Source organism: Clostridiaceae bacterium (assembly GCA_012840395.1).
Lineage (GTDB): Bacteria > Bacillota > Clostridia > Acetivibrionales > DULL01 > DULL01.
The window spans coordinates 1-26,026 of record DULL01000103.1 but is presented as its reverse complement, the minus strand read 5'-3'; the positions used below and the strand labels follow the sequence as shown (position 1 = coordinate 26,026).

Below are 26,026 nucleotides of genomic sequence, written 5' to 3'. Positions count from 1 at the left end.
TAATTAATACATTTTTCTCCTATTTCCCATTTTATACCATATCCTAAATTGGGTCTATTATTTTGTTGCCATTTTTAAGTATATCCACTACAAATAAATGATTTCCAGCAGTTTTGTTTTTTCACGCTAACTATCCTCCGAAACAAGCTTTGTGTTCAAATAGCTTATAGTTTTTCGCTCATCTTCACCAGACATCGCATCAAAGTGTTTGTTAAAAATTTTCCAACACCTTATATACCTATTCAAGTGTAAGAGCATTATACTCAATGGCTTCCCGTTTTAACAGAAAGGCATCTATCTTCTTCTCAATGCCAATTAATTCGTCGTAGGTTTTGTCTAATCTACGATTAAGGTTTTGAAGCTTGCGATCTCTGTGTTGAGCATTATACGGAAGTGTGTCTATTTCATGCTCCAATGTTTCTTTTATAAATTTTTACATTTCATCAATCTTATTGTTTATAAATGACTGTAAGCAAGAAAGAACATGATCTCTATGAAATCTATGCAATGCAACACATTCCCGGCAGCGTCCATGCCATTCACAAAGCGTCTATGTACACTGGGTCATTGCAAGTTCTCGATTTTTCAAAACTAATCTGTCATAGTTTCTTTGCTGTACACACGCAAGACATCACCCGCATCTAATCTATATTTAAACAAGTATTGCTGTAGCCATTCAATTATGGCTATCTTTTCAATACACTCGCTCCGCCTTAAAACTTAGCAGCTTGACAGACTTTAGGGTCCTATATACATGAGTGATTATACCACTTTTAGGAATATATTGAAAGGATTAACTGACGCAGATAGCCCTTACGGTCGAATAAAACTCTTGACTAAAAGTTAAGGCCCCGGTATACCTGAAGCTACAATTATACGTAAATGTGTGGATTTGCATCTATTCAGCTCCCGCTTATAAAAGCGAGAGACTTCTTGAAGCCTGGTTAAACAAAGGGATAGAGTGAATGAAGTTTTTGGTGAGTATTTTTTGTATTGTTTCCAACAATACATATTTTAAGCTTGCAAAATATTATTTGAGCAAGAAAAATAAAACAGCTGCCTCAGGGACAATACTTCTGGGCTTATATCCATTCTACTGCCTGGAATAGTTATATTAACAAGATAAATATCAAAACTCTGGTTATTGGAATTATGGATTAAGAAATATGTCGCAATAAAATCAGATGCCATTGGTATAAATAAAAGCCAATGGCATCCCGGGTATTTTTTATATTCCATAATATGCTTTTAAATAAATATCTTTCAATTCCGATACCAGAGGCATCCTTGGATTTGCTGTTGTGCATTGGTCTTCAAAAGCTTTATCTGCAATTTCATCCAAAACCTGCATAAACTGGTCTTCCGATATCCCACAATCCTTTATGGACAGGGGCATTTGCAACTGCTTCATCAGGTCAATTACTGCAGATATCAGGCTGTTTATACCTTCCTCCGTATTGCGGCAGGGTAGCCCAAGATATTTAGCTATTTCAGCGTATTTTTGATCCGCTATATAGTGTTCATATTTTGGAAAGGCAGTAAACTTTGCCGGTCTTGAGCCATTGTATCTAATAACATGAGGAAGTAAAACAGCATTGGCTCTTCCGTGAGGTATATGAAATTTACCACCTAATTTATGTGCCAGGCTGTGATTAATACCTAAGAAAGCGTTAGTGAAGGCCATACCTGCTATACATGACGCGTTATGCATTTTTTCACGTGCCTTTTGATCATCACCATTCATATAAACTTTTGGTAAATATTCAAATACAAGCTGGATAGCCTTCATAGCAAGTCCGTCTGTGTAGTCCGATGCCATAACCGACACATAAGCTTCGATTGCATGAGTTAATACATCCATCCCTGTATCGGCTGTAACATATGCAGGTACTGATTGCACAAATTCCGGGTCAATAATGGCGACATCTGGTGTTAGCTCATAGTCTGCCAGCGGATATTTCGTTTCTTTTTCCGGGTCTGTTATTACTGAAAAGGATGTTACTTCCGAGCCCGTACCCGAAGTAGTAGGAATAGCTACCAATTTGGCTTTATTCCCTAGAGGAGGATACTTAAACACTCTCTTGCGGATATCCATAAATTTCATACGAAGATCATTGAAATCGGTTTCAGGATGTTCATAAAAAAGCCATATTGCTTTAGCAGCATCTATTACCGATCCTCCTCCCAGAGCAATGATAACATCAGGCTTAAAGGCTTCTGCTGCAATGACACCTTCTCTTACTGTATCAACCGTCGGGTCTGGCTGTACCCTGTCAAAAATCTCTGAATGGACATAGTTTCTGCCTTCACGTTTTCTTAAGTAGTACAGGACTTTTTCTACATATCCAAGTTTGATCATTACTTCATCCGTAACAATAAAAGCTCGTGAGATATTAGGCATTTTTGACAGATACTGGACAGAGCCAGGTTGGAAATAGATTTTCTCCGGTATTTTAAACCACTGCATATTGTATCTTCTCCTTGCTACACGTTTCTTATTGATTAAATTAACGGCAGTGATATTAGCAGTTGTACTGTTTCTGCCAAAGGAGCCGCAGCCTAATGTGAGTGAAGGCATATTGGTATTATATATGTCCCCTATAGCCCCGTGACTGGAAGGCTGATTGACAATAATTCTTCCGGTGTTTACCCTTTCTGCAAACTCATTGATTACATATTCATCGTTGGAATGGATAACCGCAGAATGGCCAGACCCTCCGAAATTAACCATTTCTACAGCTCTTTGGATACCTTCAGTAAAATTTTTTACTTTAAAACAAGCCAATATGGGACATAATTTCTCCCTGGATAAAGGATATTCAGGCCCTACCCCTTCAATTTCAGCAACTAGTATTTTTGTACCCTCCGGGACTTTGATTTCCGCCATTTGTGCTATGGTTTCAGCAGATTTGCCTACAATTTTGGGGTTCATGGAACATTTCTTTTCATCAATAGCAAGACTTTCCAGCTTTTTTCTTTCTTCTTCATTGACAAAATAGCAGCCAAGTTTCTTCATATATTCCGTAACAGGTTCGTAGATATCCCTGTCAATAATAACTGCCTGCTCTGAGGCGCAAATCATACCGTTATCAAAGGTTTTTGATAATATTAAATCTGTTACGGCCCTCTTTATATCCGCTGTTTTTTCTATATAACAGGGTACATTACCCGGACCAACTCCCAATGCAGGTTTCCCGGCGCTATAGGCTGCTTTAACCATGGATGAGCCGCCTGTGGCCAGTATTAAAGAAATGCCATCATTTTTCATCAATGCCTGGGTAGCCTCTATGGAGGGATTTTCTATCCATTGAATGCAGTATTCCGGAGCTCCTGCCTTAACAGCCGCATCTCGTACAATTCTGGCAGCCTCTGCACTGCATTGCTGTGAACCGGGATGGAAAGCAAATATAATCGGGTTTCTCGTCTTCATTGCAATAATGCACTTAAATAATGTAGTTGATGTAGGATTTGTAACTGGTGTAATACCGGCAATAATGCCAACTGGTTCTGCAATTTCAAAATAGTCTTCTTCTTCATTTTCATTAATAATACCTACAGTTTTTTCATATTTTATACTGTGGTAAATGTATTCAGTAGCAAATAAGTTTTTAATAATTTTATCTTCATAGACCCCTCTCTGGGTTTCTTCAATTGCCAATTTTGCCAACCTCATATGGTTAGCTAAACCAGCAAGGGCCATTTCTTTAACAATATAGTCCACTTGTTCCTGGTTTAATTTAACCATTTCTTTTAAAGCTCTCTTGCCATTTTCTACCATGTTTTCTATGATAACAGCTACTTCACTGTTAGTTTTATCCTGTTCGGCCATAAATATCCTCCTATCCTGCATAACACAATTTTTGTATCTTTATATAGTTTGTCAATAGGCCAGATTATTATTACAGATAGATTGGTTAATAATATCCTTTGTATCCATATTTGGTAGAATATAACACATGCCCGTAGATTGTCCTTTTGACATGTTATCAAGAAGTCTCTCGCTTCTATAATCAGGAACTGAATTGATGTAAATTATTAATAACAACCTTGTTCAGTTGGGAATTGCAAGACCTCAACTGAATCCCCGGGTGAAGCGAGTTTGCTATGTACAATCTTACTAATATCTATATATGAAAAGAGAATGCCAGAAAACCGGCATTCTCTCATCATTGCCCAGTCTCAAATTATCTCACTCCGAGTAATATAAACATGTCCAAACTATCTACTCAAAATACTGTATAAACATGTCTATACACTCGAGAACTAACACTACTGAAACATCAATTTTATTTTTCAAAACCTATTTCCGAATTTTCGCCATCTGTTGTAAAGGTAGTAAATTTCACAAAGTTCTTAAATTTAAATCATAAAAAAATTCATAATTCCGTGAGCTAATATTGTCGCCCAACAGTTCTCAGTTCTCAATCTGATAAGTCCAAGTACTGTTCCATAGCCTATTCCTGCTGCAAGTTTCAGCAATTGTAATACATCCCAATTTCCTGATATCATATTTGGAACAATATACAAAAAATGCCATATTGTAAACAGAGCGATATTCCAAACACAGATATGTAGTTTACTCGTCATTACCTTGCTAAACCTGTTCCAAATATATCCCCTAAAAAGCAATTCCTCATAGACCGGTGTTACAATACTGCCATAAATAATATTCATAACCGAAGTGAATCCTTGAACATAGTTGGACGGAGCTATAATAAAAAGTACGGTTGTTATGCAGGTAGCAATTATATACCGTTTGGAAATTTTTTGGGGAAAAAAGGTGAAATAAACCACTCAGCTAATTCTGTGATTCCCTGAAATGCGATCATCAGGATAAACGATTCTAGAATGACTATTAATTTGTTTCTACTAGATGAATTCTCCATAATTTTTCCTACACAAACATAATTTGTATTCAATACAGATTATACTATTTATATCCTGGTATTGCCAGCGTTATTATTTTCACTTTTTCCATATTAAAACCAACGTTTAACATGGCCTGCGTTAAAAGCAGTACAATTCTATTTTTTCGCCTTGCTGATAAGGATGATCATATGTGTCAATATATCTAAATTGATCATTGGCCACCGAGTTTTTTAGAAGATAGCTAAAATTTGGATTAAAAAAATTAATGAGAAATCTTCCGCCACTATTTAAGTGAGAATATATATTTTTTAAACATTCAATTTGTTCATCTTGGGTTGATAGGAGCAGAAAAGACCTGGCAGGAATAAAAATATCATTAAAATTTAATATCATACATGAACCTCTCCAACCTTCGCTTTGCTTAGAGGTTGGAGTTTCTTAGCATCATGCATTACTACCTTCTTTGATATGTTGTTACATATCTTCGTTGCTGGCAACGAAAGTATAGCAATTCACTAACTAAGCAACTATCTTTCGATAGGGTGGGTCCACACCTTCTACTACTTCTTGCTCTAGGCAATACGTAGATACTTTATCTCTTTCGTTTCTCCTAAATACCTTATGTTACCAAATTTATACATCGATAATATATTTTTACTGCCATGTATATCTCTATGCTCTTTATAACCACACTTGCATTCATAGTTCCACTAGTTGATGGAATTGATGTCTTGGGCTGATTTTTTGAACCTTGCGTTTACGGGAACATATTAATGAGCTTTTGGCACTTTTCCCGAAAACCAACTTTCAAGGGAATATGACAACAGTTTTTTAGACTTTCCAAAGTTATAAGGTTGTTGCCAGTTATGAAAAAAGCATTTTGTCAAACTAACACTTAGTTTCACTTGGTTGGAATTCTGCTTCATCAAATCCTGCATCACGGTATCCCTGCAAAATTTGATTTATATACCCACTGCGGGGTTTTTTATCGCATTTTTTATATTCGTCTGTCATAACATAAGCCATAGCGGACATACGCTTTCCATCCACGCATATAATAATATCTATTTTATCGTAGCATTCCGGATAACCTTCATAACGATCTAATACTTTTTCATTTTTACTTGTTATCTCCCATATAAGGGCAGGAGTCCTTTTCCCCTTGCTTCTTTCAATATTAGCATAGTGCGGTAAAGTGAGCATCCAATTTTCGAGATATGTTCTTCCTAATACTTTTGCTCCTGGGCAACGTATTTCCATTTGAGTTTTGTCCATGTTGCTACCATATGCAACATATAAACGTTTATCAAGCTTAAGCTGATTTACAATTTCTTGCCATGGTAAACTATAATCCTCATTCCAAAAGCCTTTCATGTAATCATCTCCACGCAGCAAACATGAATTGTATCTATGCACAATGTTATTCACTTTATTGTGAAACTCAGGGCAATTTTCTCGCTCTGTTTCAAGAAATCTGCAAAGTCCACCTTTGATAAGAACTTTTATTGCATCAATTCTCTCTTTCTCAGCTTCATACCCATGGCCGAGAAAACCACACCTCAAGCTTGCTTTAAGCGCCCTTTCTAGTTGAGGAGCGATATATTTTTTACCATTAAGATACTCTTTCATTAATATTGCTGAACCAAAATAGGTTGGCATATAACAAAAATCTACCCGAACATCACTTGGAACTTTATAAGTATCAAATAATTTGAATGAACCATCAACATCCTGAAACATAAGCAGTTCTTCTAAGGTCAGTTTCGACTTTGGGCTGTTTTCCAGCATTTCATTCATAGCTGAAATCATTCCGTAAAGCTCTGTAAAGTTTGGTTCGTCTGCTTTTAATCTTCTTAATATCATTTATATTTCCTCCTCATGTATCCATGTAACAAAAAGACCGTTAGCATATTTGCCTGCATTTTTGATACTAATGTCAAATACTTTTCAAAATGCCTATACCCGCATTAATCTCTTCACTCATAACCATCCTCTCCATTCAGCAGCATCCTTCACCGGATGAACAATCACAACTTGGTTCATTTCCTTTAAGCCAGCCCATAATCACTGCTTGAGCACATCCTACTCCGACATTAACGGTGATGGCATTTGTCGGGCAATTTTTCGCGCAAGCGCCGCACTCCATACAAAAGTCTTTATCTTCAATTTTTGCTTTCTTATCGCTCATACTGAATACTCTATGGGGACAAACTTCTACACATCTTTCGCAGCCAATACATTTATCAGCTGACAGACGAAGTGTTACAACATTCTTTAAATATCTATGTTTCATAGTGTCCTCCTTTATGCCCAGATACTATTTATCAGCAACAATACAATCCCTACTATTGATGAAATAGCAATAAGCGGAACGGCAATTTTCATTTCTTTAATGACACCAGAAAAAGATGTATATGTTGACGAACCTGTAAAATTCATCGCCAAATAAGCTGACAATGACGGTAATACCAGCAAATACCCTATTGCAAGAAACAAACATTCAGGAACAAAGCAGCCACTGTACCAGACAATTAACAACGTCCATAACAGTCCCATCAGCCATCCCTTCCATGCGAAAGCCCTCCCAGGAATAACAGGAAGAAGCAAAGGTGTTAGGACAGTTCCTGTTAACACGGCACCCACATATGCGATAAAATCTGCTAGCCCGAAAGGCCTTGTAACAAATAGATTTAGGAGAAATATTACACCAAAAACCATCAATGAAGACTTTGCTGCGGTTACCAGTTCCACTGGAGTGAGAACTAATCTGTCCCGCATGGTAAATTTTACGGTACGCATTTCCTCAGTTGCTTTGAAGCCTGAATCGAAAAAAGCTTTTATATCTTTCGCCCTCACAGGCCCGTAAACAACAGAAAACCCAGTTTGTTTTTTCACTTCATGGGCGCTCACACCAGTAGCACCTAACTGTGGTAACACCAGTTTCCTGTGCGATACAATCTCAGGCAGTCCGGTTTTCGATATACGATTTACCAATTCATCAGTTCCGAATGTCCCTTTACCAGCGGCACACCAGACATTGATACCCTTTGTATCAAGTATCAAAATCCAACAGTCCAGGCCAGACAACTCTTGCCTCAATACATCAAATGTCAGCTTGTAGTTCGCACTTACAAGCACTGGAGATGTATTATCAGGCTTACCTACAGCATAAAGCCCCGGATTGATCTTGTAATTCATCCTGCCGATACCCCATCGCACCTTCCACGCTCCGAGAATGTCTTTGAAGTGAAGATATGTTGAAACCACAGGCACTTTGCCTTTAGGAGTATGGATTTCATCCATTACCCATTCATCATTTTTATCATACAGCGTGATGAATTCTGTGCTGCAACAACTACTAGACGAGCAGCAGCATGACTTCTCGTTACTCATTTTCATCACATCCTTTACAACAGCTAGTATCTTCTTTACAGATGCAATTTTCTTTAGCAGAGGTAATGTCACAGAGAAATCCCATTATTCTGCTGACAGTATTTTTGTCCAATGAGTAATAAGTCCACTTACCTTGTTCTCTGCTCTTGACCAGACCGCATTCACACAAGAGCTTCATGTGGTGAGACAGCGTGGATTGGGACATTTCAAACTTCTCCAGAATATTGCAGGCACAAAGTTCTCCACAGGAAAGCATATCTACAATCATCGCTCTTTTGGGATCTCCCAAAGCTTTAAAAACCTTAGTGTTCTCCAGGTAGTAGTCCATAACATCACCTCAAATCTAAAAACTTCGATATGATATATTATATACGTCAAATCGAAAGAGTCAATGTGAAAGTGGAAATTTTTGAAAAATTTGTGATTTACCCCATGTCACTATGATTTGACAGGTATCTACAATTTAAATTAAGCCGCGAACGAGGGTGTTCTACTAATCAATGCTTACAGACTTGTAATCAAGACGCTATTTCTTCACTGACTTTTTCGGTTTTTAGCTTATCTCTGCCTTCTTCAGGAGTTGTATTATCCATTTTTATAGCACCGGAGCGAAGCAGGGCAATCTTTGCACATACAGGTCCAATTAACTCATACAAGACCGAAGATGATAAGATAATTGTCAGAAGCATATTGCCCATAGTGCCAGCTAAAATTCTTCTGCCCAAAAAAGCGAGTCCAATGGCTACCCCTGCTTGAGGAATTAAAGCCAACCCTAAATAATTTCTTACTTCCTTTGAGGTTTTTGCTATAATGCATCCCAGATAAGCACCGAGATATTTCCCTACAATCCGTATTATAAAATAGGCTATACCTATTACTCCCAGGGTATTGAACGACGTTATATCCAAATTCATTCCTGATACGACGAAGAATATTGACAAAACAGGTGGGGTAAACCTTTCAACCTGCTTATATAATTCCTTGTCTTTGGTCATGTTGATATAGGTGGTTCCAAACAGCATGCAGGAAAGCAAGGGAGAAATATTCACCGCAGCGCATAGACCCGCAATTCCAAGAAGAAGTGATATTGTTAATATCAGCCGGTTATCTTCACTCCGTTTTGGTGTCATTAGCTTGCTTAGAATTGCTCCGCTTACAATCCCGATTGCTAAAGCACCAATATTATATACTATAGGCATGATGATTTCAGAAGTAGAAATATTTGCTCCCACATTAGCGTTGACAAAGGTGGAAGCTATGCTGAATGCGAGGAGACATATTGCATCATCAAATGCTACTACCTGCAGCAAGGTATTTACAAAATTTCCACGTGCATGATATTGCCTGATAGTAACCATTGTGCTTGCAGGTGCTGTCGCTGTTGCAATCGCTCCTAAAAGCAGGCAGAAGTCCCAATTTAAATGGAATACGTAATGGATGGAGATAGTTACTATTATTCCAGCCAATAAAGATTCAAATAAAGTAATCACAATAACGCCAAATCCGGTTTCCTGGAAATTCTCTTTCTTGAAAAATCGTCCTACACCAAACGCAATGAATGCTAAAGCTATGTCGCTGATAAACCCCATGTTGTCAACCATTTCACGTGGAATCAAATTTAAAACATACGGCCCTATCAGCATACCGGAAATAATATAGCCAGTTACATTAGGCAGCTTTAGCAACTTTGTGATTCGTGTAAGTAAAAATCCGGCAAGCAACATTACTGATAAAGATAATAAAATAATAGTTGTATCATTTAAATGATTTAAAAAGTTACTCATTAATTAACGCTCCTTTACAACACTATATTTTCAAATGCGGCTAAAAACAAACATGTTAAAGTCCAGTATGATGATGAGAGTAAACAGCTAAAAAGATAAAAGAGTTTTAAAATACTTTGATCATCTCGAAAACGGAGCATATCAAACTTCTCCAACATAATCAGTATAAGGATTCCATTGATTTCTATTTTTCCAGAAAGCAGATATATTCTATGAATTACTAGATCTGCCAGAAAGCAAATTGGTAAACAGAAAAACATAAGTGCAATATTTGCTAAAATAACTCCTACCCATCCTGACTGTTCCTTTCCGAATTTTACAATTCTCTTGTAGTAAGAATCATGATTGTACAAGTTTTTTGATGACAACTGAAAATAATTACTAAAGTAATCTGAAGAATTAGGTAGTGGCTTAATGATATTAAAAATAAGAACATGCCATACAAATATAAGTTTTTGCTTCATTATCATTGCCACCTTTCCTAATATTTGTTATCATTATACTCATAAATCACATAATGTAAATTTATAATATTTTAACATATTATAAAAAATTGTTATGTTTGGGGTGTACAAGATGATTGATATTAGGCTTTATACCTTATTAGCGGTAGTTGAGTTTAACAGTTTTACACGTGCGGCAGAACATCTTTCCTTGACACAACCAGCTGTGACTCAACATATAAAGCAATTGGAGAAGGAACTGAATGTTAAAATTTTCAACCGTGTCGGAAAAGAGATTAAGCCGACAAATGAAGGAAATATCGTTATTCAATATGCCCGTAGAAATATTGCTTTATATGAGAGGATGAAGCAGAGTATTCTGGATATACAACGCCATGTAAGGCGGCTTACGGTTGGGATTACTCACACTGCTGAAAGTAATGCTGTAGCAGAAGTGTTGGGAAGGTACAGTTCCAATAATCCGGGTACTACCATAACAATAATTTCTGATTCTATAAATAATCTTTATAATATGCTAAAAAATTACGAGATAGATTTAGCTGTTGTTGAGGGAAAAGTTGGAGATCCGAGTATCAATTCACTTCTACTTGACACGGATGCTTTAATGTTGGTGGTATCCAACAATAATCCTTTAGCCAGGAAAAGTATGGTGACCATTAGTGAATTAAAAAAGCAGCCTTTAATACTTCGCAGACCTTCATCAGGCACAAGAAACTTGTTTGCCGCACATCTGGAAAGTAAGAACATGTCACTTGATGATTTTAATGTTATTCTGGAAGTAGATAACATTGCCACAATTAAAGACCTTATAAGGCGTGATATAGGGGTGTCTATACTTGCCCGTAGCGCATGTCTTGACGAACTAATAAAGGGGAAGATTACTGTATTACCGATAGAAAACCTCAGCATGATTCGAGAAATCAATATTCTATATCACAGTGATTTTAAGCATGTTGATATTTTGGAGAACATTATGAAGGAATATAATAAGGTGGTAAAATTCTACGCATCATAAATCGGGATATATGGAATTTATATTTTGTAAAAAGCAAGAGTACTGACTTGCAAAGCAAGCATTCTTGCCCTTTACATAACTCTTTTTTAAACCAAGAATGAGTTCATGAATTTTTCAGTTTCTTTACTATTATCCTATAACCTGGTTTATAAAATTAATAACATTATCCGAGCGAAAATAATCTTCGTGAGCAATATCATCGAATATTTTTATTTTCACGTTTTTGAAACTGCATGATAGTTTTTCTTGTAAAGAAGAACTTAAAATTTTATCACCGGCAGATCCAATAATATAAACCGGACATTCAACATTTTCAGCATATTCTGAAGTGCGTATATTATTTGAAATAAATACCTTTAGTGGACCCCAGAATATAGGAATAATTTTATTATATAAATCCGAAATGTCTCTGTATCCTGCGGCGATAACCAAAGAATGACATTCCCTGACACTTGCCAGATATGTTGCGATTCCTGCTCCGTAACTATGTCCAATTACTATGATCTCACTATCGGGATAGCGATTCCTTGCCCATTCATATAAATCTTCCGCGGATTGCTTCATCGTTTTTAAATTCAATTTACCACTGCTATCCTGAGTTCCGTAATAATCTACTGAAATAAACGGGTAATTAAATTTAGAGGAATATTTTCCAACAGAATTGTACGCAATATAATTAGAACCACCAAAAAACAATATGATCTTACTGTTATTTTTCGAATCAAGGTTATTGCCATAACCAGTTAATGTATCTTTAAACTGAATGAATTGCGGAGTACAAGAAATATCTGTCATCTTTTTTGCGTTCTTATAAAATGAATAGCTTATTGTTTGCATAATAAAATTGCATCCAAACTCCGCTATTAAGAACCACATGATGATCTTTAATAAAATCCTGATAATATCCATATTTTTCTCCATTTCGTATTCCCTCATATTTCTTTTATTAGATAGATATGATTTTTCCAGCCTTGTTAACATATTACTTGTACCCTGCACTAAGATATTATCCATTTTTTCGTGGCATGTTTGACGATGTGTAATCTGTATAATGTCCTATCATAGTATATAATCACAATATATAATAGTAAAGATACGAAAAAAAATCAAAGCATTTCGGATTTCTTTTTAATTTTTTCTTTCAGACTGATGCCAACTTAAATACTCAGAAAACTTAGTTTTTATATATCGAAGTTTCATATTAGTTCTTGGTTTCGACCTTTTACCTTAAAAGGTATATAAGTGATATCCATTATTATACATCTAAATGAAAGTTTTATATAAGATACTGACTTATCTAATGAATTCACCAGCCAGTTCATGAAGCTCTGAACATAGCATTGTTGAAAAATAATTTCTAATATGCTTAAATATCATTATGAGTAAGGTTGTGTCAATAAATGCAAAGAAAGCTTGGAAGGAATCAACAAATGAAGCTTTTTGACAGATTGCCTCCTAATCTTTTTTCCATACTGGGTTCCAAGAACAAGGCACTTTACGCTGAAGCTTTGTTTGTCCTGCGCAAGGCATTTAAGCAACATATGATCATAAGCAAGAGTGATCTTGTGGCAATGCTCATTGCCGGTCTTGATGAAGCATTATTGGATCTTGATTTGGAAGCAGAAAAATATGAATTTGAAGAAGCAGAGGAAGAATTAAAAAACGGGCAGGGACAGTCTGCCACCGCGCATTTGATTCTCAGGAGGCTCATGACTACAAAATGGATTGAAGTTGAGTATCAGATGGATTCGTTTGAGGAAATTATTACTCTTCCCGATTATACAATAAAACTCCTGGACCTTTTATATTCATTTACGGATGATTCGGTGAGCGAGTATAATTCATATGTTTATTCCACCTATTCCTCTCTGCGCACAGCCGATGCAGAAAGAGACGATTTCATGTATAACGCCTTGCTGACAGCCCATGAAAACACCCTGAAGCTTGTGGATGAATTGAAGACGCTGCATAACAATATAAGAAGATATCATCAAGCCCTCAATGATTACTTTACCGTAAATGATATCCTGAAAGGCCATTTCGATGAATACAAGGAACTTATCATGGACCGCATATACCATCCGCTTAAAACTATGGACTCAGTTCCCCGTTACAAGGTTCCCATAATGAAAATCCTGTCCGACTGGCTTTCAGATTTCGGAATAAGGCAAAAAATGGCCGAGCAGGCCGTCCAGCGCGGCAAATATAATATCATGGATGATGCTATGGATGATATCATACGTAGAATAAATGAAATAAACGATATATATGAAGACCTGGACGAAATGCTTGCTGAAATTGACAGAAAGAAGACGGCTTACACCCGGGCATCAATGGAAAAAATGCGGTATCTTCTGACTACTGACAGGAGTATAAAAGGCAAGATTGCGGGCATTCTCTCTGTAGCTGCTGCAGATCAGGAAAGATGGGCGGAAATACTGGTTGACAATGTAAATCTGTTCAAACAGGGCTACATAGATGAAAGGTCACTGTATGTAAAACCTAACAGAACAGGGCGCAAAGAAGGAAAACCCCTTGGCCTTGAGATAATAGACGAAAATATCGGTGATAAAGCTTTTGAAGATTTTCTGAAGAAGGCAAGAAAGCAGTACAGCTATCAAAAAATAATGGCATTTATAAAAGAGCTTATGAGGGACAAGCATGTTCTGAACAGTTCTGAAATCAGAATTGCCAACGATGATGAATTTATCATGATCGTTCTGGCAACTTTGAAAAAAGGCGAAAAAGGCGTTTTCTACAAGGTGGAATTTGAAGACGGGTATGACCAGTGCAACGGGTATACCATACCACGTATGAGGTTTATAAGGAGAGAAAAAACGAATGTGGATTGAATCTTATGAAAAACTTACAAACTCTGAAAAGGAAGAATTCAAACGCCTTGCGAACATGCTGCTGTCAAAGACGTTCATAATAAGGGACTATTATGACAACAAGGAAGAGATGATGAAGATAAGCCCGGAGTACAGGTTTATTGAGCGGAATTTTGACCTGTTTTCCGGTTATTTTTCCTGTTCCGGCTGGGATTTGCACAAGGATAACCAATATGGCGTAATTTCAATTGAAAGCATATATGAATACAACAGGCTTAAGCTGGACCGGTTCACCACTTTTATTCTGTATACAATCAGACTGATATACGAGGAAGAGCGGGAACACATTTCCTTAAGAAATGAGGTCATAACTACCACAGGACAGATAATTCACAAAATGATCAACCTAAACCTTATAAAAAAGAAACCTTCGGATCATGACATTTCGGATTCTCTCAGGCTTTTGTCAAACCACAACATGATCCATAAAATATCGGGCCCATGGGAAAACGCGGATACCAAAATCCTAATACTGCCCTCTGTGCTCTTTGTGGTATCCAATGAAAGAATAAGCAGGATTTATGAGCTTGTTGAAAACGGAGAATATACTCAGGATGAGAACAGCCAATATAATGTAACGGTATCCGAAATCATAAGAGGGGAAGGCGAAGATGCATGAAGCTGCTGAAAAAGCTTCTTTTAATACACTGGCATTTCTTTAATTACGAACTTGTAGAATTCGATAAAATCAACTTCCTTACCGGGAAAAACGCATCAGGCAAAACAACGATGATTGATGCGTTGCAGGTCATTATGCTTGGAGATGTGAACGGAAGGAGTTTTTTCAATAAGGCTGCCAATGAAAAATCCGCCAGGAGCCTTAAAGGGTATTTGAGAGGCGAGCTTGGAGATGACGGAGACGCAGGTTTCAGATATCTGAGAGAAGGCCGTTTTACCAGTTATATTGCCTGCGAGTTTTATGACGATGTAAGAAAATCAAGCTTCACCCTGGGCATTGTATTTGAATGTTATGAGGATAGCTCCGATGAACACCGTTTTTTTGTCCTGGATTCCGAACTGCCGGAAAATCACTTTATTGTCAATAATGTTCCGATGTCATACAAGGAATTGAGAACATATGTAAATAAAAACTACAAAAAAGGAAAATTCGATTTTCCCGATTCAGACAGAGGATACCAGGAGATTCTGAAGGGAAAGCTAGGCGGCCTGAAAAATAAGTACTTCGACCTTTTCAAGAAGGCTGTTTCATTCACTCCCATCACCGATATTGAGACGTTTATCACTGACTATGTGTGTGATGTCAAGAATCCAGTGGATATATCGCTGATGCAGGAAAACATAAGGCAGTATAAACGTATGGAACTTGAGGCAGATCTCCTTGAAAAACGTGTGTCAGCGCTTCAGAGCATTGCTGATATGTACAGATCATACCTGGATGAAAAACAAAGACTGCAAATACAGAGCTACCTGATAGACAGGGCAAAGTTGCAGATTATACTTGATGAGAAAAAAACTCTTAATGAAGAGATAGAAAGGCTGGAAAAGGAGATTGCCGCCTATTCCAAAAAACAAGCTGATATTGCCGTGGAGCTTCTGAATGAAAGGAAAAAAAGAGACGAACTTATTGCTGCCAAGCAAAGGTCAGACATCTATACAAAGAAGGAGCAGCTGGAGTCACGGAAGGAAGAACTTTCTCAATTGATAAAAAAGCTGAACAGCGAGGTCGATGCGACCGTTCAGACACTTCGGAAATATGCTCATGAATGGAGAGTGGCTGTAAAATGGTGTTCAAGCCTGCAGCACCTCCCCGAAAGTGAGATAAAGGATTCGTTTATCAATGAAATACAGGATGTAGAAAAATGTGCAGCATTGGCACAGGGTTATGCAGTAAGCTTGCTGGATATTGATGATAAAAGCCTTGACACGCTGTCAGCCCATAAGTTCAATGGCATAATTGAAGGTTTGAACAGATTTAAAAATTCGTCCGCGCTGCTGTTGTATTCCGCAAGCAGGAAGAAAGTCGATATGGAGTCGGAAATGAAAAGGCTGGAAGGAACCCTTGCTGATCTGGAAAAAGGGATAAAATCATATGACCCGAAACTCATGGCATTGCGTGATGAGATCAGGAAGGAACTTGCCGGGAAGTACGGCCAGGATATCCCGGTGTATATCCTGGCCGACCTTCTCGATATACGGAATATGCGCTGGCGAAATGCAGTGGAGGCATATCTGCACACCCAGAAATATTACCTGCTCGTGGAACCAAAATACTTTATTGACGCCTTAAAGGTATATGACAGGCTGAAGTTCAGCAAGGGCTTTTATGACTGGGGCCTTATTGATGCAGGCAAACTTGAACGTTTTAGTCCTCAGGCACAGGAAGGAAGTCTTGCTGAGGAAGTCGTTACAGACAATATTTATGCCAGGATGTTTATCGATTACGTTATGGGAAGAGTAATCAAATGTGACAAGGTCGAGGAATTGCGAAACCATGACAGGGCCATCACCGATTCATGCATGCTGTACCAGGGCTATGTTGCAAGACAGCTTAATCCCGATAGGTGGAAATATCCATTCATAGGAAGAAAAGCGCTGGAAGAACAGAAGGAAACCGTGAAAATAGCTATAGAAAAGAATAAGGAGGAGCTTGAGGCTTGTAAATCCTTAAGCGACATTCTGTCAAATGCAGCTAATATAACAGTTATTAATCCAAATGAGTATGTGCAGTACCTGAGGGTAATCGAGGAGGCCAGGAAACTGCCAGATCTGAAAAACAAGTTGAATGAAGTCGTTGATGAATTGGATAAACTTGACCTTACTTGGCTTTTCAGCCTGGACGAAAAAATCAGGAAATGCGAGGACAGGATAACCAGGTTTGAAGAAGAAGAGAAGAAATGTATAAGCTCTATTGCAGAATCAGAAAATGCAATGAAGACAATCGTCCAGGAAAAACTGCCTAATGCCGGGGAACGAGAAGCAGAAGCGAGGGTGATCCTGACCCGGTACGATACATCCTGGGTTAATGAAAAAGGAGAACCCAGGTTTTTAAGAGAATTGGAGAATAGAAAATCATCGAAGGAGATAATCCAGAATTTCAGCTCACAACTTGAGAGAACTAAAAATCAGACTGTCAAAAAGAAAGATGATCTGGAAAAGGCAAGGTCTGACTATAACAGAGAATATACGATGTCATATGATATTAAGCAGGAGAACAATTCATCCTATGACAAGGAGTTGGAAGAGCTCAGGAATATCAGGCTTCCTGAATACAAGAACCAGATCGGGGACGCCAAGGATAAGGCATTTCAACAGTTTGAGGACGATTTCCTTGCGAAGCTCAAAGCAAATATCGATACCGTAAAGTCGCAAATAAATGAACTGAATAATGCTCTCAAGGAAAGTAGATGGGGAAATGAACGGTACAGGTTTACCTGCTCACCCAAGCCTGAATATAAAAAGTACTATGATATGATTACCGAAGAGATGCTGATGGAAGGCTATAATATTGCTTCGCAGGCTTTCAGGGATAAACATCGGGATGCCATAGATGAACTTTTCAGGCAGATAACGGATGTTGATTCCGAGCTCAATGCGGATGCAAGGGTAGAACTTGAAAAAAATATTAAGAGGTTTACCGACTATAGAACCTACCTCAGTTTTGACCTCATTGTCACTGATGAGGAGGAAAAAACCCAGAGACTTTCCAGAACTCTCCGGAAGAAATCAGGTGGAGAAACCCAGACGCCCTTCTATATTTCTGTACTTGCATCTTTTGCCCAGATGTACAAAATTAATGATCCCGCTTATAACCGCATGCGGCTCATCGTGTTCGATGAAGCCTTCAGCAAGATGGACAGCGAAAGAATACGGGAAAGCGTCCGGCTCCTCAGGAAATTCGATTTCCAGTGCATCCTCTCAGCGCCTCCGGAAAAGATAGGCGATATTGCTCCTTTGGTAGATAGAACGCTTTGTGTTATCAGGGATAAGAACACATCAATAATTAAGGCGTTCGAACCTAAAAAGCTTATGGAGGAGGAATTTGATGGAGTATAAAAACCTTGTACTGAACAGGCTTCTTGATCGGTATGAAAAGAGCAAATCCTTTAAAGATGAAAATTCGAGAAGAAGAATCATGCTAAAAATGACGAGGGGCGACATGCCTGAGTATGACATAGAAAAGCCATTGGTGAGAGAAACTTTCAACAGCGTAATTAAAGAATTTGCTGATAAGGGCCTGGTCAATTTCGAATGGGCCCGGTATGAAGAAGGAAATATTATTGAAAAGGTATGGCTGAATGTTTCAAAAGTTGAAGACTGTTACACCGAAACAGGAAGAAAGGCCAGACAAGCTGTTCTTGATGCATTGCTTGAGAGGATTACGGATCTTAAAGAAAAGACTACGAGCAGTTGGATATCGTCTTTTTTGGCGGACGCAGAACAAGCTATAAAGGAAAAGTCATCTACAGCCGGTTTGCTTCCCTCCGATGAGGAGCATGCAATGGCGGTTTTAAAAGCGTTGGATTATCTCAGAAATCTGAATGGCGGCCAATGCCTTGAAAGAGTGTTCAGCCTTCGATGCTTCAATGATTCCAAATATTTTGGAAAGAAAGTCAAAAAAAGACTCACGGAAATTATAAAAAGATATTACCTGGCTCAGGAAGTGCCTGATGAAATGTCAGACGATGATATACTGGCACAGGTTGGGATACTCCAGTCGCCAGAGCAGATTGATTTCAAAGGTGGAATTGTTGGTATATTAGGTGGAAAAGAGATAGATTTTTCATCGTTTATATATGGTGTTTCCTTGAATGCCGATACAGTAAAGAATTTAGTCATTACTGGAATTGGCAGGGTCCGTAAAATTCTCTTTATCGAAAACAAAGCAAATTATATTCAATTGCTCAATGAAAACAGTGACGATACATTGATGGTCGTATTTCATGGCGGTTTCTATAGTCCCGTTAAGGGGGCGTTTTTTAAAAAGTTATACGATGCAGCCCATCCATACGGAATTGAATTCTTCCATTGGGGTGATATTGATCTGGGTGGTTTTATGATTTTTCAGAGACTTAAATCAAGCATTATCCCGTCTTTAAGACCTTATTTAATGGATATAGAAGCATTTGAAAGCAAGATCAAGTATGGAAAAAAATTTGATCTCAAGTATGCGGAAAAACTAAAATTATTACTGAAAAATAAATACTACAGTGAATTTAGTGAAGTTATCAAACTAATGCTTGAGAAAAACATAAAACTTGAACAGGAGGCTTTTCTTATTTGACATTTGTGTATGCTGATGTATAAAAGGTAATGTATAAATATTGCTGGTAAGATAAGAGAATATCTCTTGCTACGATAAAAACTTTGATGGCATCCCTGGATGCAGCAGTACTTGAGTCAATACTTAAGCTGTTAGAAGAAGATGCTAAAAAGCCTAGTCGGTTTTATTCTTTACTATCGATATATTTTGCTCCATCCCAGATATCGGACTTCTCACTGCGGCTATAATTGTTGGTGAAATTGAGGATTCAGGGTGTTTTCCAAGCCGGAGAAGCTGGTCGCTTACTTCGGTATCGATCCCTCTGTTACACAATCTGGTCAATTTGAAGGCGCTGGAAACAAGATGTCTAAACGAGGTTCCAAGTTGCTTAGAAAAGTAATCTTTACATCAGCTATGGTTAGCTTAAGCAAGAAACGTAGATGTAAAAAAGCTCCTGCCATCTTGTACGTGAAAGTGAAGGTGTGGTTCCGACGTGTTGCCGGAATTGCCACAATCTGCAATGTGCTGTCCACGTTTTACAATATCACCCGGCTTCACACGAATACTGCCATGTTTCAAATGAGCCAGCAATCCGTATTCCTTGTCCGCGTGGCGAATGAGAATATAATTACCCCGGATATCTTTTGCAGCACAATCCGCTTTACCATTATCCAATATTACGCTGTCGGGATATTTATCTTTAACTTCAATAACTTCACCGTCCGCTGGTGCTAATATCTCTTTCCCATAGCAATAGTAATTCTCAGGATTCATGCGATTACCAGAAAAGCTATGCCCTTTTTCATCAAGGATTAAAAAGTCATAGGCATACCGCTGTGTCAGGATTCCCCAGGAATGGGAAGTCGCTTTTTCAACTCCCCCATTAACTACCGTCCATGTCCCATGAAAGGGCAATGAAAATTTTACACTTCCATTGTAGTACTCCGCACTTGGGATGCCAGAGCCATATCGTAAGTAAATGATCATCGCCCCCCCTAACTGTTTCAGCGATTGTAAAAATACGGCGGGATTATAAAAAATGGGGATTAATCCAAATAACCAGAACAGCCATAGTAACCCAAGCAATTTATTGTCAAAAATGAAACTTAGCAGGCCAAGAAGGCCCAGATATTGAACCTTTTCACAAAAACGTACAAAACGTCTCAATATATCTCCTCCTCACTAAAGAAAAACAACCTGCCAACAAAATATAAATTTTCAGAACCATTTGTGTATTCTCTTTAACGATATAAATAAGTACTTCCTTACATTACAACATCCGATAAAGTAGAAATAAAAAAGCTAAATATTTGAAATTTATTTATTTACAGCTTTAAAGGCCGTATCTTTATCCCATCCTTGAGATGCTCAATCATGCATATTCTGATGACAATAGTCTATCACGCAATGTTTTATCTATATCTCCAAAGTATCCTCGTAAAGTTTATAATGCTCCGGGGCAATAATATGTCTCCTCGCTTCTTTTGCATAAAAACATGCTTTTTCCGGTAATATCCCATTCATAATATACGCTTTTTCAAACACTTTGCATATGTTACCCCACTTATGTGAAAATAAGAGGTCATAAGCTTGTTTTCATAACAACTCTCCATGCGATTCCAGCCAACCGCTTCACGCAGGTCAGCTATCTGCTTTACAGAAATCGGAGCGTTTATAACATAATCATAATTCATGTGACAACTCTCCTTATACACAGTATGGCTCACTTGTTTTTTCAAAAAGTTGAAAGATCATTATCAAGAATCTCTTTCTATACATTATTTCATCTACCTTTTTGTGCTAACTGTACTATGTTCATAATGAAATCAGTTTTGCATTCGGTATATTTATGCCGTTCTTTTGGATACTTTTCGAATAGTGATAGCTTTAATTTATTGTATTCACGAACTGCTTCGGGATGGGTATTCAAATATTCCCGAAATAATAATTGATTAGTAAGGTTTTCATTTCCATCAGTAAAGCAATGAACATGATGTGTTGAAATATCCTCATTTTTTCTTTTTACAAAATAACATCTTCCGGGAATACCATATTCGCCCATGCATTCATACCCCAAAGTCTTCATAGCATGTACATCTATTGCATTTATATCTCTGACACATACTGAAATATCAAGTAATGGCTTTGCAATAGCCCCTACTATTGCTGTACTACCTACATGGTATATCTGGAACACATTATCTCCAAGAGCTTCTGCAATTTTCTTACTTTCATGTGCAAATAATAAATTGTACAATTCACTATATGGCACAAGCTTTACTTCAGAGTGCTTAACACCAAGGATACAATCCAGATTATCTGGGCGTAATACAAATCTCTGCACAGGATAACCAAACTCCGTCAAAAGTTCTGCTTCTTCGAATCCGAATTTTTTGTACAGTTTTCTTGGAGCAACACCTTTTTCGTCACCCTCACGAAAAGTTGTTACAGTGATTTCCCTATTAGGTTGCAGTAATACCAGCATCTTTTCAATCAATTTTGAAGCAATTCCAAGGCGACGGTAATCTGGATGTACTGCCACACAGGACAAGCGATTTTGGTTAGGTGAGAAAAGCAGTATCCCTACAATATTACCATTTTCCTTAAAGCAAAGAGCCGTTTTTCGAGCTATGTTCTTTCGAAGGGTTACTAGGTAGCTTTCTTTCTGAAGTCCAGGAAAATTTTCTTTTACTACATCTACAAGTTTCATCCAATTTGGAATATCATCGGCTGTCGCAAGCATCACTTCACCTTTTAATATACTCTCAACCACACCTATACCTCCAGAGTATTTAAAACTCAATAACTTTACTTCTACTATAATTCTGAATCAGTTTTTAATGCTCAGCAGTATTCTCCATATTACAGCAATTTTCCTTTTTATATGTATCAATAATCTGTGGATGCCACGTCCTGTGAGATAAGCAGTTACACGGTCCCTATTCATATTTTCTCCGACAATAGCGAGTTCTTATGCTCAATGCATTTTTGTGACATTGGTAAACAAGCGGTACGTCAACCGTCTTTCCATAAATTTATTCACCTCAATCTGTTACAACAATGTAAAAGGCATTAATGAATGTCCACTCACCCTTTAAAATTTGAATATTTTTCAAGTTCATCAACTGTTAATTCATCCGCATAACACTATATATCTATTCATCGCTCCTAAATGTGGGCTGGTTCTTAAGCCATTCGAGCAAAGGTTCAAGGTTTTCCTCTCTAACACCGTCGAATCCGTTTACAATAATATCAATTGCTTCTTCTGTTCTTTCATCTTTTTCTTTGCGGCTTTTTAACATCTTTACAAACATTGACAGCATGATTTTATCCATACCCTTTATTTTTTTCAACGGTAAACAGCCTCCGCGCAAGTAAAAAAACGGTATACCCTCAATATTGTTCCTGGCAACAACCGTTTCGACATTAGGTTCAACAGTTCGCGCTGTACCGGTGGCACAAACAGCTTTGACATTAAATCTTCTCACTCTATTAAGGCCCTGTATTTTCCCGGCTTTTATTCAGCCAAGAAAAATAATTTCTTCACCCTGATTGATTTTTGAGATTTCCTTTACATGGAATACCTTCAGTCTTGTTTTCGCAGCAAGCATTTCAGCATATCTCTTAGTAAACCCTGTTTTTGATTCATAAACTATTACCATACTTTAACCTCCTTTGAGTAAGTACCAATTAATTATTTTTCTAATAGCCACATATTACCATATTATCACATCTTTTCTTTTTTCAAAGTATAACTATGTGTAGATTCAAAGCTTGCATTAAACACTGTGTTTCCTCATGGCATGTTAAAAACTGTTTCACCATTAATAATATCACTTAGTTTCTCAGGTTTAAACAGTCAGTGAATGTGATGAATTTCCTCGTTGTCATACACAAATGCCAATAGTTTATCCCTTTTCTTGAGTTGCATCACCAAACAGAAAGTCATATTATCATCATCTGCATCAATGTGATGAATCAATTTTGTCTTATTGATTTCTTTATAAACATTATCAGAAGTTGAATTAAATAGTGTATTATTATTTTAACAATTCCAGGAATAGTATCTACAGCCTTTCTGCTTTTCTCAATGGATGCAGTTGTTTTAGATTACCTCTATTCCTTTCCAAAATCGACGTAGTAATGTGGATCATCATATGTTTTTTGAAGAGTGCCTGAATACTGTTTTGCAGGCAGATCTCCGTATTGCAGGCAACTGCTTCCATTGCTATAATTAAATGGAATGGTCCTGCAAACAGAAAAAGCTTGAAATATAGACAAAGGATGAAAATGTATTATGAAACAAAGGTTGCTTGTCATTGCTATAGTATGGATTTTTTGTTTGAACCTGACTGGTTGCCAAAGCCAAAACGTAATAAACATGGATGAACCGTCAGATTCCACAGGCTCATCCGTTATAGCACCGATTGATGAAAAACAACCAACTGGCAGCCAATCGGTCAGCGAATCAGAAGGACCACAAACTTCTAAGGTAAATAAATCTCCGGAGAAATATTTAGTGTCCTATTGGGATACATTTGCCGAAAATTATGGTGGTTCACGTGCTAATTATGAATATCTGCCTATGGATGTTGATTTGCTGCCATTGTATCTTGCCGGAATGCAGCATGAAAATTCCTATGTTCGTTGGGTTTGCTCTTATAAAGCGTTTGAATATTTTGCGGATCCCAGAAGGCAGGAAATCATTACAGCCCTGCAGCCGCTATTGACTGACCCTGATGAACACGTACGGGATTCAGCCAGGTTCTCTATGGAGGTGCTGGCAGAGACCTTTTCGGGTCCGGAATTTGTTTATTCTCCCAATGGAAAATATGTCGCGTTCAATCCTTATCGAAATACCCGTTTTAATGATGGTAAGCTGTGGATCTATTCTTTCGAAAGTCATCAGTTGTCAATGATTTTACAGCTTATAAGCATTGGAGGGGACAGCGGTGGCGCTGGCTATATTAACTGGAGTCCTGATGGACAAAAGCTGGCTGTTGGAAATGGCGGACGGACATGGTCGGATACGGTGATATTTAATATGTCTTCATTTTCTGCAAATAAACAGAGTTTGTACGCATTTCTTGCTGAAAACAGCGAGGAATTCGGCTATAAAATTGGTGAATATCAGTGGGACAATCCGGCGGTTCATTTTCTGGAATGGAGCCCCGATAGCAAAAAGGCGTTACTTTCTTACTATTTTGCCGAGGATATGAACCTATGGCAGACAGGAGTTGCCGTTTATAATTGTGAGACCGATACATATGAAAGGATCATACCAGGCGAATGCTCGTATGATGATTATCCGCAGGTTGAAAAACCTGTTGATTTCCAATGGTGATTCCCTGTTGAACTATTGCATACTGAATGGTATGTGAGAAGGAGAGATCAGCTGCTTAACGAATGAGCAACCCTCCTTAACCGGAACGCAGTCCAATTCCACTGCAGGGTTTATCCGCCGAGGCAATGACATTATCACCTCAGGCAGAACAGCCGAGGGGAAGGATCAATGTCTGGGAGTTTCATTCATTTCAATACATTAGTAACTCATAAACCTATCACTTATAAGCAGTAATATATTCTGAGAGCCAGAGATTGGTTGGTATCATTAACTTTCATTCGCATGCATCCTTTACCATTTTCAGCTCTCCAGGATAAATGCAGTGCTTTATTTGATCCTTCTCGACTGCTGCAATGCACTCGTCCAGATCCATCCAAAGTACACTATCGACCTCTTCTTTTTGAAGTAAAAATTCTTCCTCGTCCATATCACGCCACAAAATGAATACTCGCGTAAACTGCCTGTCATGAAAAGGTTTCCCACAGAAACAATCATCCCAGATTACAATTCTGTCTCCACAGTATAGAAGTTCATCATCAGAAGCTGAAATGCCAAGTTCCTCTTGCAACTCTCTTATGGCAGATTCGACAAAATTCATTCCTGCAGTAATATGCCCCGCACTTGAAATGTCATAACAGCCCGGAAAAGATTCTTTGGTCTCACTTCTTTTCTGAAGCAGAATCTGAACCTTATCCTGGTTCTTTCTGAGAACCCATACATGAGATGTCCTATGCATAATACCTTCCTCATGAGCTTTTTCTCGTTCGACTGTTTCTCCTGTCGGATTGCCGCATTCATCAACAACATCCAGTATCTCCATTTAAAACATCCTTTCACAAATTATAAGTAAAATATGCGACCATGTATTGGCTATATGTAATATTATATCTTACAGGATATCAATAATAAGCACTCCACATGGCACGAGCCGCTTGGATTGATGTCCTGGGCCCATTTTCATACCTTACGTTATTTTGACAGGAGTTTCTTATATGTTCTGTCAATAAGCAGTGCTCCGATAGGCGCGGTTATGATTATGGATGCT

General features: G+C 37.9%; 20 protein-coding genes and 2 pseudogenes. 7 read left to right on the top strand and 15 right to left on the bottom strand.

The features are described 5' to 3' along the window. Positions 1-238: 238 nt before the first annotated feature. From GXX20_11040 to GXX20_11000, 9 genes are all read right to left on the bottom strand, one after another. Positions 239-415, bottom strand: a complete 177-nt coding sequence (locus GXX20_11040; protein ID HHW32185.1) for a hypothetical protein — start codon at positions 413-415, stop codon at positions 239-241. Between the two features lie 813 nt (positions 416-1,228). Next, a complete protein-coding gene (gene adhE / locus GXX20_11035) occupies positions 1,229-3,829 on the bottom strand; it encodes a bifunctional acetaldehyde-CoA/alcohol dehydrogenase (protein HHW32184.1) in 2,601 nt (866 codons plus the stop codon). A 530-nt stretch (positions 3,830-4,359) separates the two neighbouring features. Further along, positions 4,360-4,674, bottom strand: coding sequence for a CPBP family intramembrane metalloprotease (locus tag GXX20_11030; GenBank protein ID HHW32183.1), 315 nt, complete (start codon positions 4,672-4,674; stop codon positions 4,360-4,362). 1,083 nt (positions 4,675-5,757) lie between these two features. Next, entirely contained in the window at positions 5,758-6,243 is a 486-nt protein-coding gene (locus GXX20_11025; protein ID HHW32182.1) for a gamma-glutamylcyclotransferase, read from the bottom strand. 625 nt (positions 6,244-6,868) lie between these two features. Continuing rightward, positions 6,869-7,162 (bottom strand): 4Fe-4S binding protein, encoded by a 294-nt coding sequence (locus GXX20_11020; protein HHW32181.1) that lies wholly within the window; start codon positions 7,160-7,162, stop codon positions 6,869-6,871. Between the two features lie 11 nt (positions 7,163-7,173). Next, positions 7,174-8,172 carry an acetyl-CoA synthase subunit gamma gene (locus GXX20_11015; GenBank protein HHW32180.1) on the bottom strand — a complete coding sequence of 333 codons (999 nt, stop codon included), beginning with the start codon at positions 8,170-8,172 and terminating at the stop codon, positions 7,174-7,176. An 82-nt stretch (positions 8,173-8,254) separates the two neighbouring features. After that, positions 8,255-8,590, bottom strand: a complete 336-nt coding sequence (locus GXX20_11010) for a helix-turn-helix transcriptional regulator (GenBank protein ID HHW32179.1) — start codon at positions 8,588-8,590, stop codon at positions 8,255-8,257. A gap of 190 nt (positions 8,591-8,780) precedes the next feature. Continuing rightward, on the bottom strand, positions 8,781-10,046 hold the full coding sequence (locus GXX20_11005; protein ID HHW32178.1) for a cation:proton antiporter: 1,266 nt from the start codon (positions 10,044-10,046) through the stop codon (positions 8,781-8,783). A 14-nt stretch (positions 10,047-10,060) separates the two neighbouring features. Then, entirely contained in the window at positions 10,061-10,510 is a 450-nt protein-coding gene (locus GXX20_11000; protein ID HHW32177.1) for a hypothetical protein, read from the bottom strand. Positions 10,511-10,622: 112 nt separating this feature from the next. On the opposite strand from GXX20_11000, the gene GXX20_10995 reads away from it, so the two are divergent. Beyond that, entirely contained in the window at positions 10,623-11,525 is a 903-nt protein-coding gene (locus GXX20_10995; protein ID HHW32176.1) for a LysR family transcriptional regulator, read from the top strand. 129 nt (positions 11,526-11,654) lie between these two features. On the opposite strand, the gene GXX20_10990 is transcribed toward GXX20_10995, so the two are convergent. Continuing rightward, a complete protein-coding gene (locus GXX20_10990) occupies positions 11,655-12,362 on the bottom strand; it encodes an alpha/beta hydrolase (protein ID HHW32175.1) in 708 nt (235 codons plus the stop codon). Between the two features lie 563 nt (positions 12,363-12,925). Here GXX20_10990 and GXX20_10985 point away from each other — a divergent pair. The 5 genes and pseudogenes from GXX20_10985 to GXX20_10965 all read left to right on the top strand — a co-directional run bounded on the left by GXX20_10985 (position 12,926) and on the right by GXX20_10965 (position 20,084). Then, positions 12,926-14,377 carry a hypothetical protein gene (locus tag GXX20_10985; GenBank protein HHW32174.1) on the top strand — a complete coding sequence of 484 codons (1,452 nt, stop codon included), beginning with the start codon at positions 12,926-12,928 and terminating at the stop codon, positions 14,375-14,377. Further along, positions 14,367-15,035, top strand: a complete 669-nt coding sequence (locus tag GXX20_10980) for a DUF4194 domain-containing protein (protein HHW32173.1) — start codon at positions 14,367-14,369, stop codon at positions 15,033-15,035. The genes GXX20_10985 and GXX20_10980 overlap by 11 nt, the downstream gene beginning before the upstream one ends. Continuing rightward, positions 15,032-18,430, top strand: a complete 3,399-nt coding sequence (locus tag GXX20_10975) for a hypothetical protein (protein ID HHW32172.1) — start codon at positions 15,032-15,034, stop codon at positions 18,428-18,430. The genes GXX20_10980 and GXX20_10975 overlap by 4 nt, the downstream gene beginning before the upstream one ends. Beyond that, on the top strand, positions 18,420-19,658 hold the full coding sequence (locus GXX20_10970) for a hypothetical protein (protein ID HHW32171.1): 1,239 nt from the start codon (positions 18,420-18,422) through the stop codon (positions 19,656-19,658). Before GXX20_10975 ends, GXX20_10970 begins: the two co-directional genes overlap by 11 nt. A 252-nt stretch (positions 19,659-19,910) precedes the next feature. Further along, positions 19,911-20,084: pseudogene (locus GXX20_10965) on the top strand (IS110 family transposase). Here GXX20_10965 and GXX20_10960 read toward each other — a convergent pair. The 4 genes and pseudogenes from GXX20_10960 to GXX20_10945 all read right to left on the bottom strand — a co-directional run bounded on the left by GXX20_10960 (position 20,061) and on the right by GXX20_10945 (position 23,299). After that, positions 20,061-20,804 (bottom strand): M23 family metallopeptidase, encoded by a 744-nt coding sequence (locus GXX20_10960; protein HHW32170.1) that lies wholly within the window; start codon positions 20,802-20,804, stop codon positions 20,061-20,063. The pseudogene GXX20_10965 and the gene GXX20_10960 overlap by 24 nt on opposite strands. 353 nt (positions 20,805-21,157) lie before the next feature. Further along, the gene (locus GXX20_10955; GenBank protein HHW32169.1) at positions 21,158-21,331 is read right to left on the bottom strand and encodes a hypothetical protein; all 174 of its coding nucleotides are present in this window, start codon (positions 21,329-21,331) and stop codon (positions 21,158-21,160) included. An 89-nt stretch (positions 21,332-21,420) separates the two neighbouring features. Beyond that, the gene (locus GXX20_10950) at positions 21,421-22,410 is read right to left on the bottom strand and encodes a GNAT family N-acetyltransferase (protein HHW32168.1); all 990 of its coding nucleotides are present in this window, start codon (positions 22,408-22,410) and stop codon (positions 21,421-21,423) included. A gap of 382 nt (positions 22,411-22,792) precedes the next feature. After that, a pseudogene (locus GXX20_10945) lies at positions 22,793-23,299 on the bottom strand (flavodoxin domain-containing protein). A 635-nt stretch (positions 23,300-23,934) separates the two neighbouring features. On the opposite strand from GXX20_10945, the gene GXX20_10940 reads away from it, so the two are divergent. Then, complete coding sequence (locus GXX20_10940; protein HHW32167.1) at positions 23,935-24,981, top strand: hypothetical protein; 1,047 nt, start codon at positions 23,935-23,937, stop codon at positions 24,979-24,981. A gap of 274 nt (positions 24,982-25,255) precedes the next feature. On the opposite strand, the gene GXX20_10935 is transcribed toward GXX20_10940, so the two are convergent. After that, positions 25,256-25,801 (bottom strand): NUDIX domain-containing protein, encoded by a 546-nt coding sequence (locus tag GXX20_10935; protein HHW32166.1) that lies wholly within the window; start codon positions 25,799-25,801, stop codon positions 25,256-25,258. Positions 25,802-26,026: the final 225 nt, after the last annotated feature.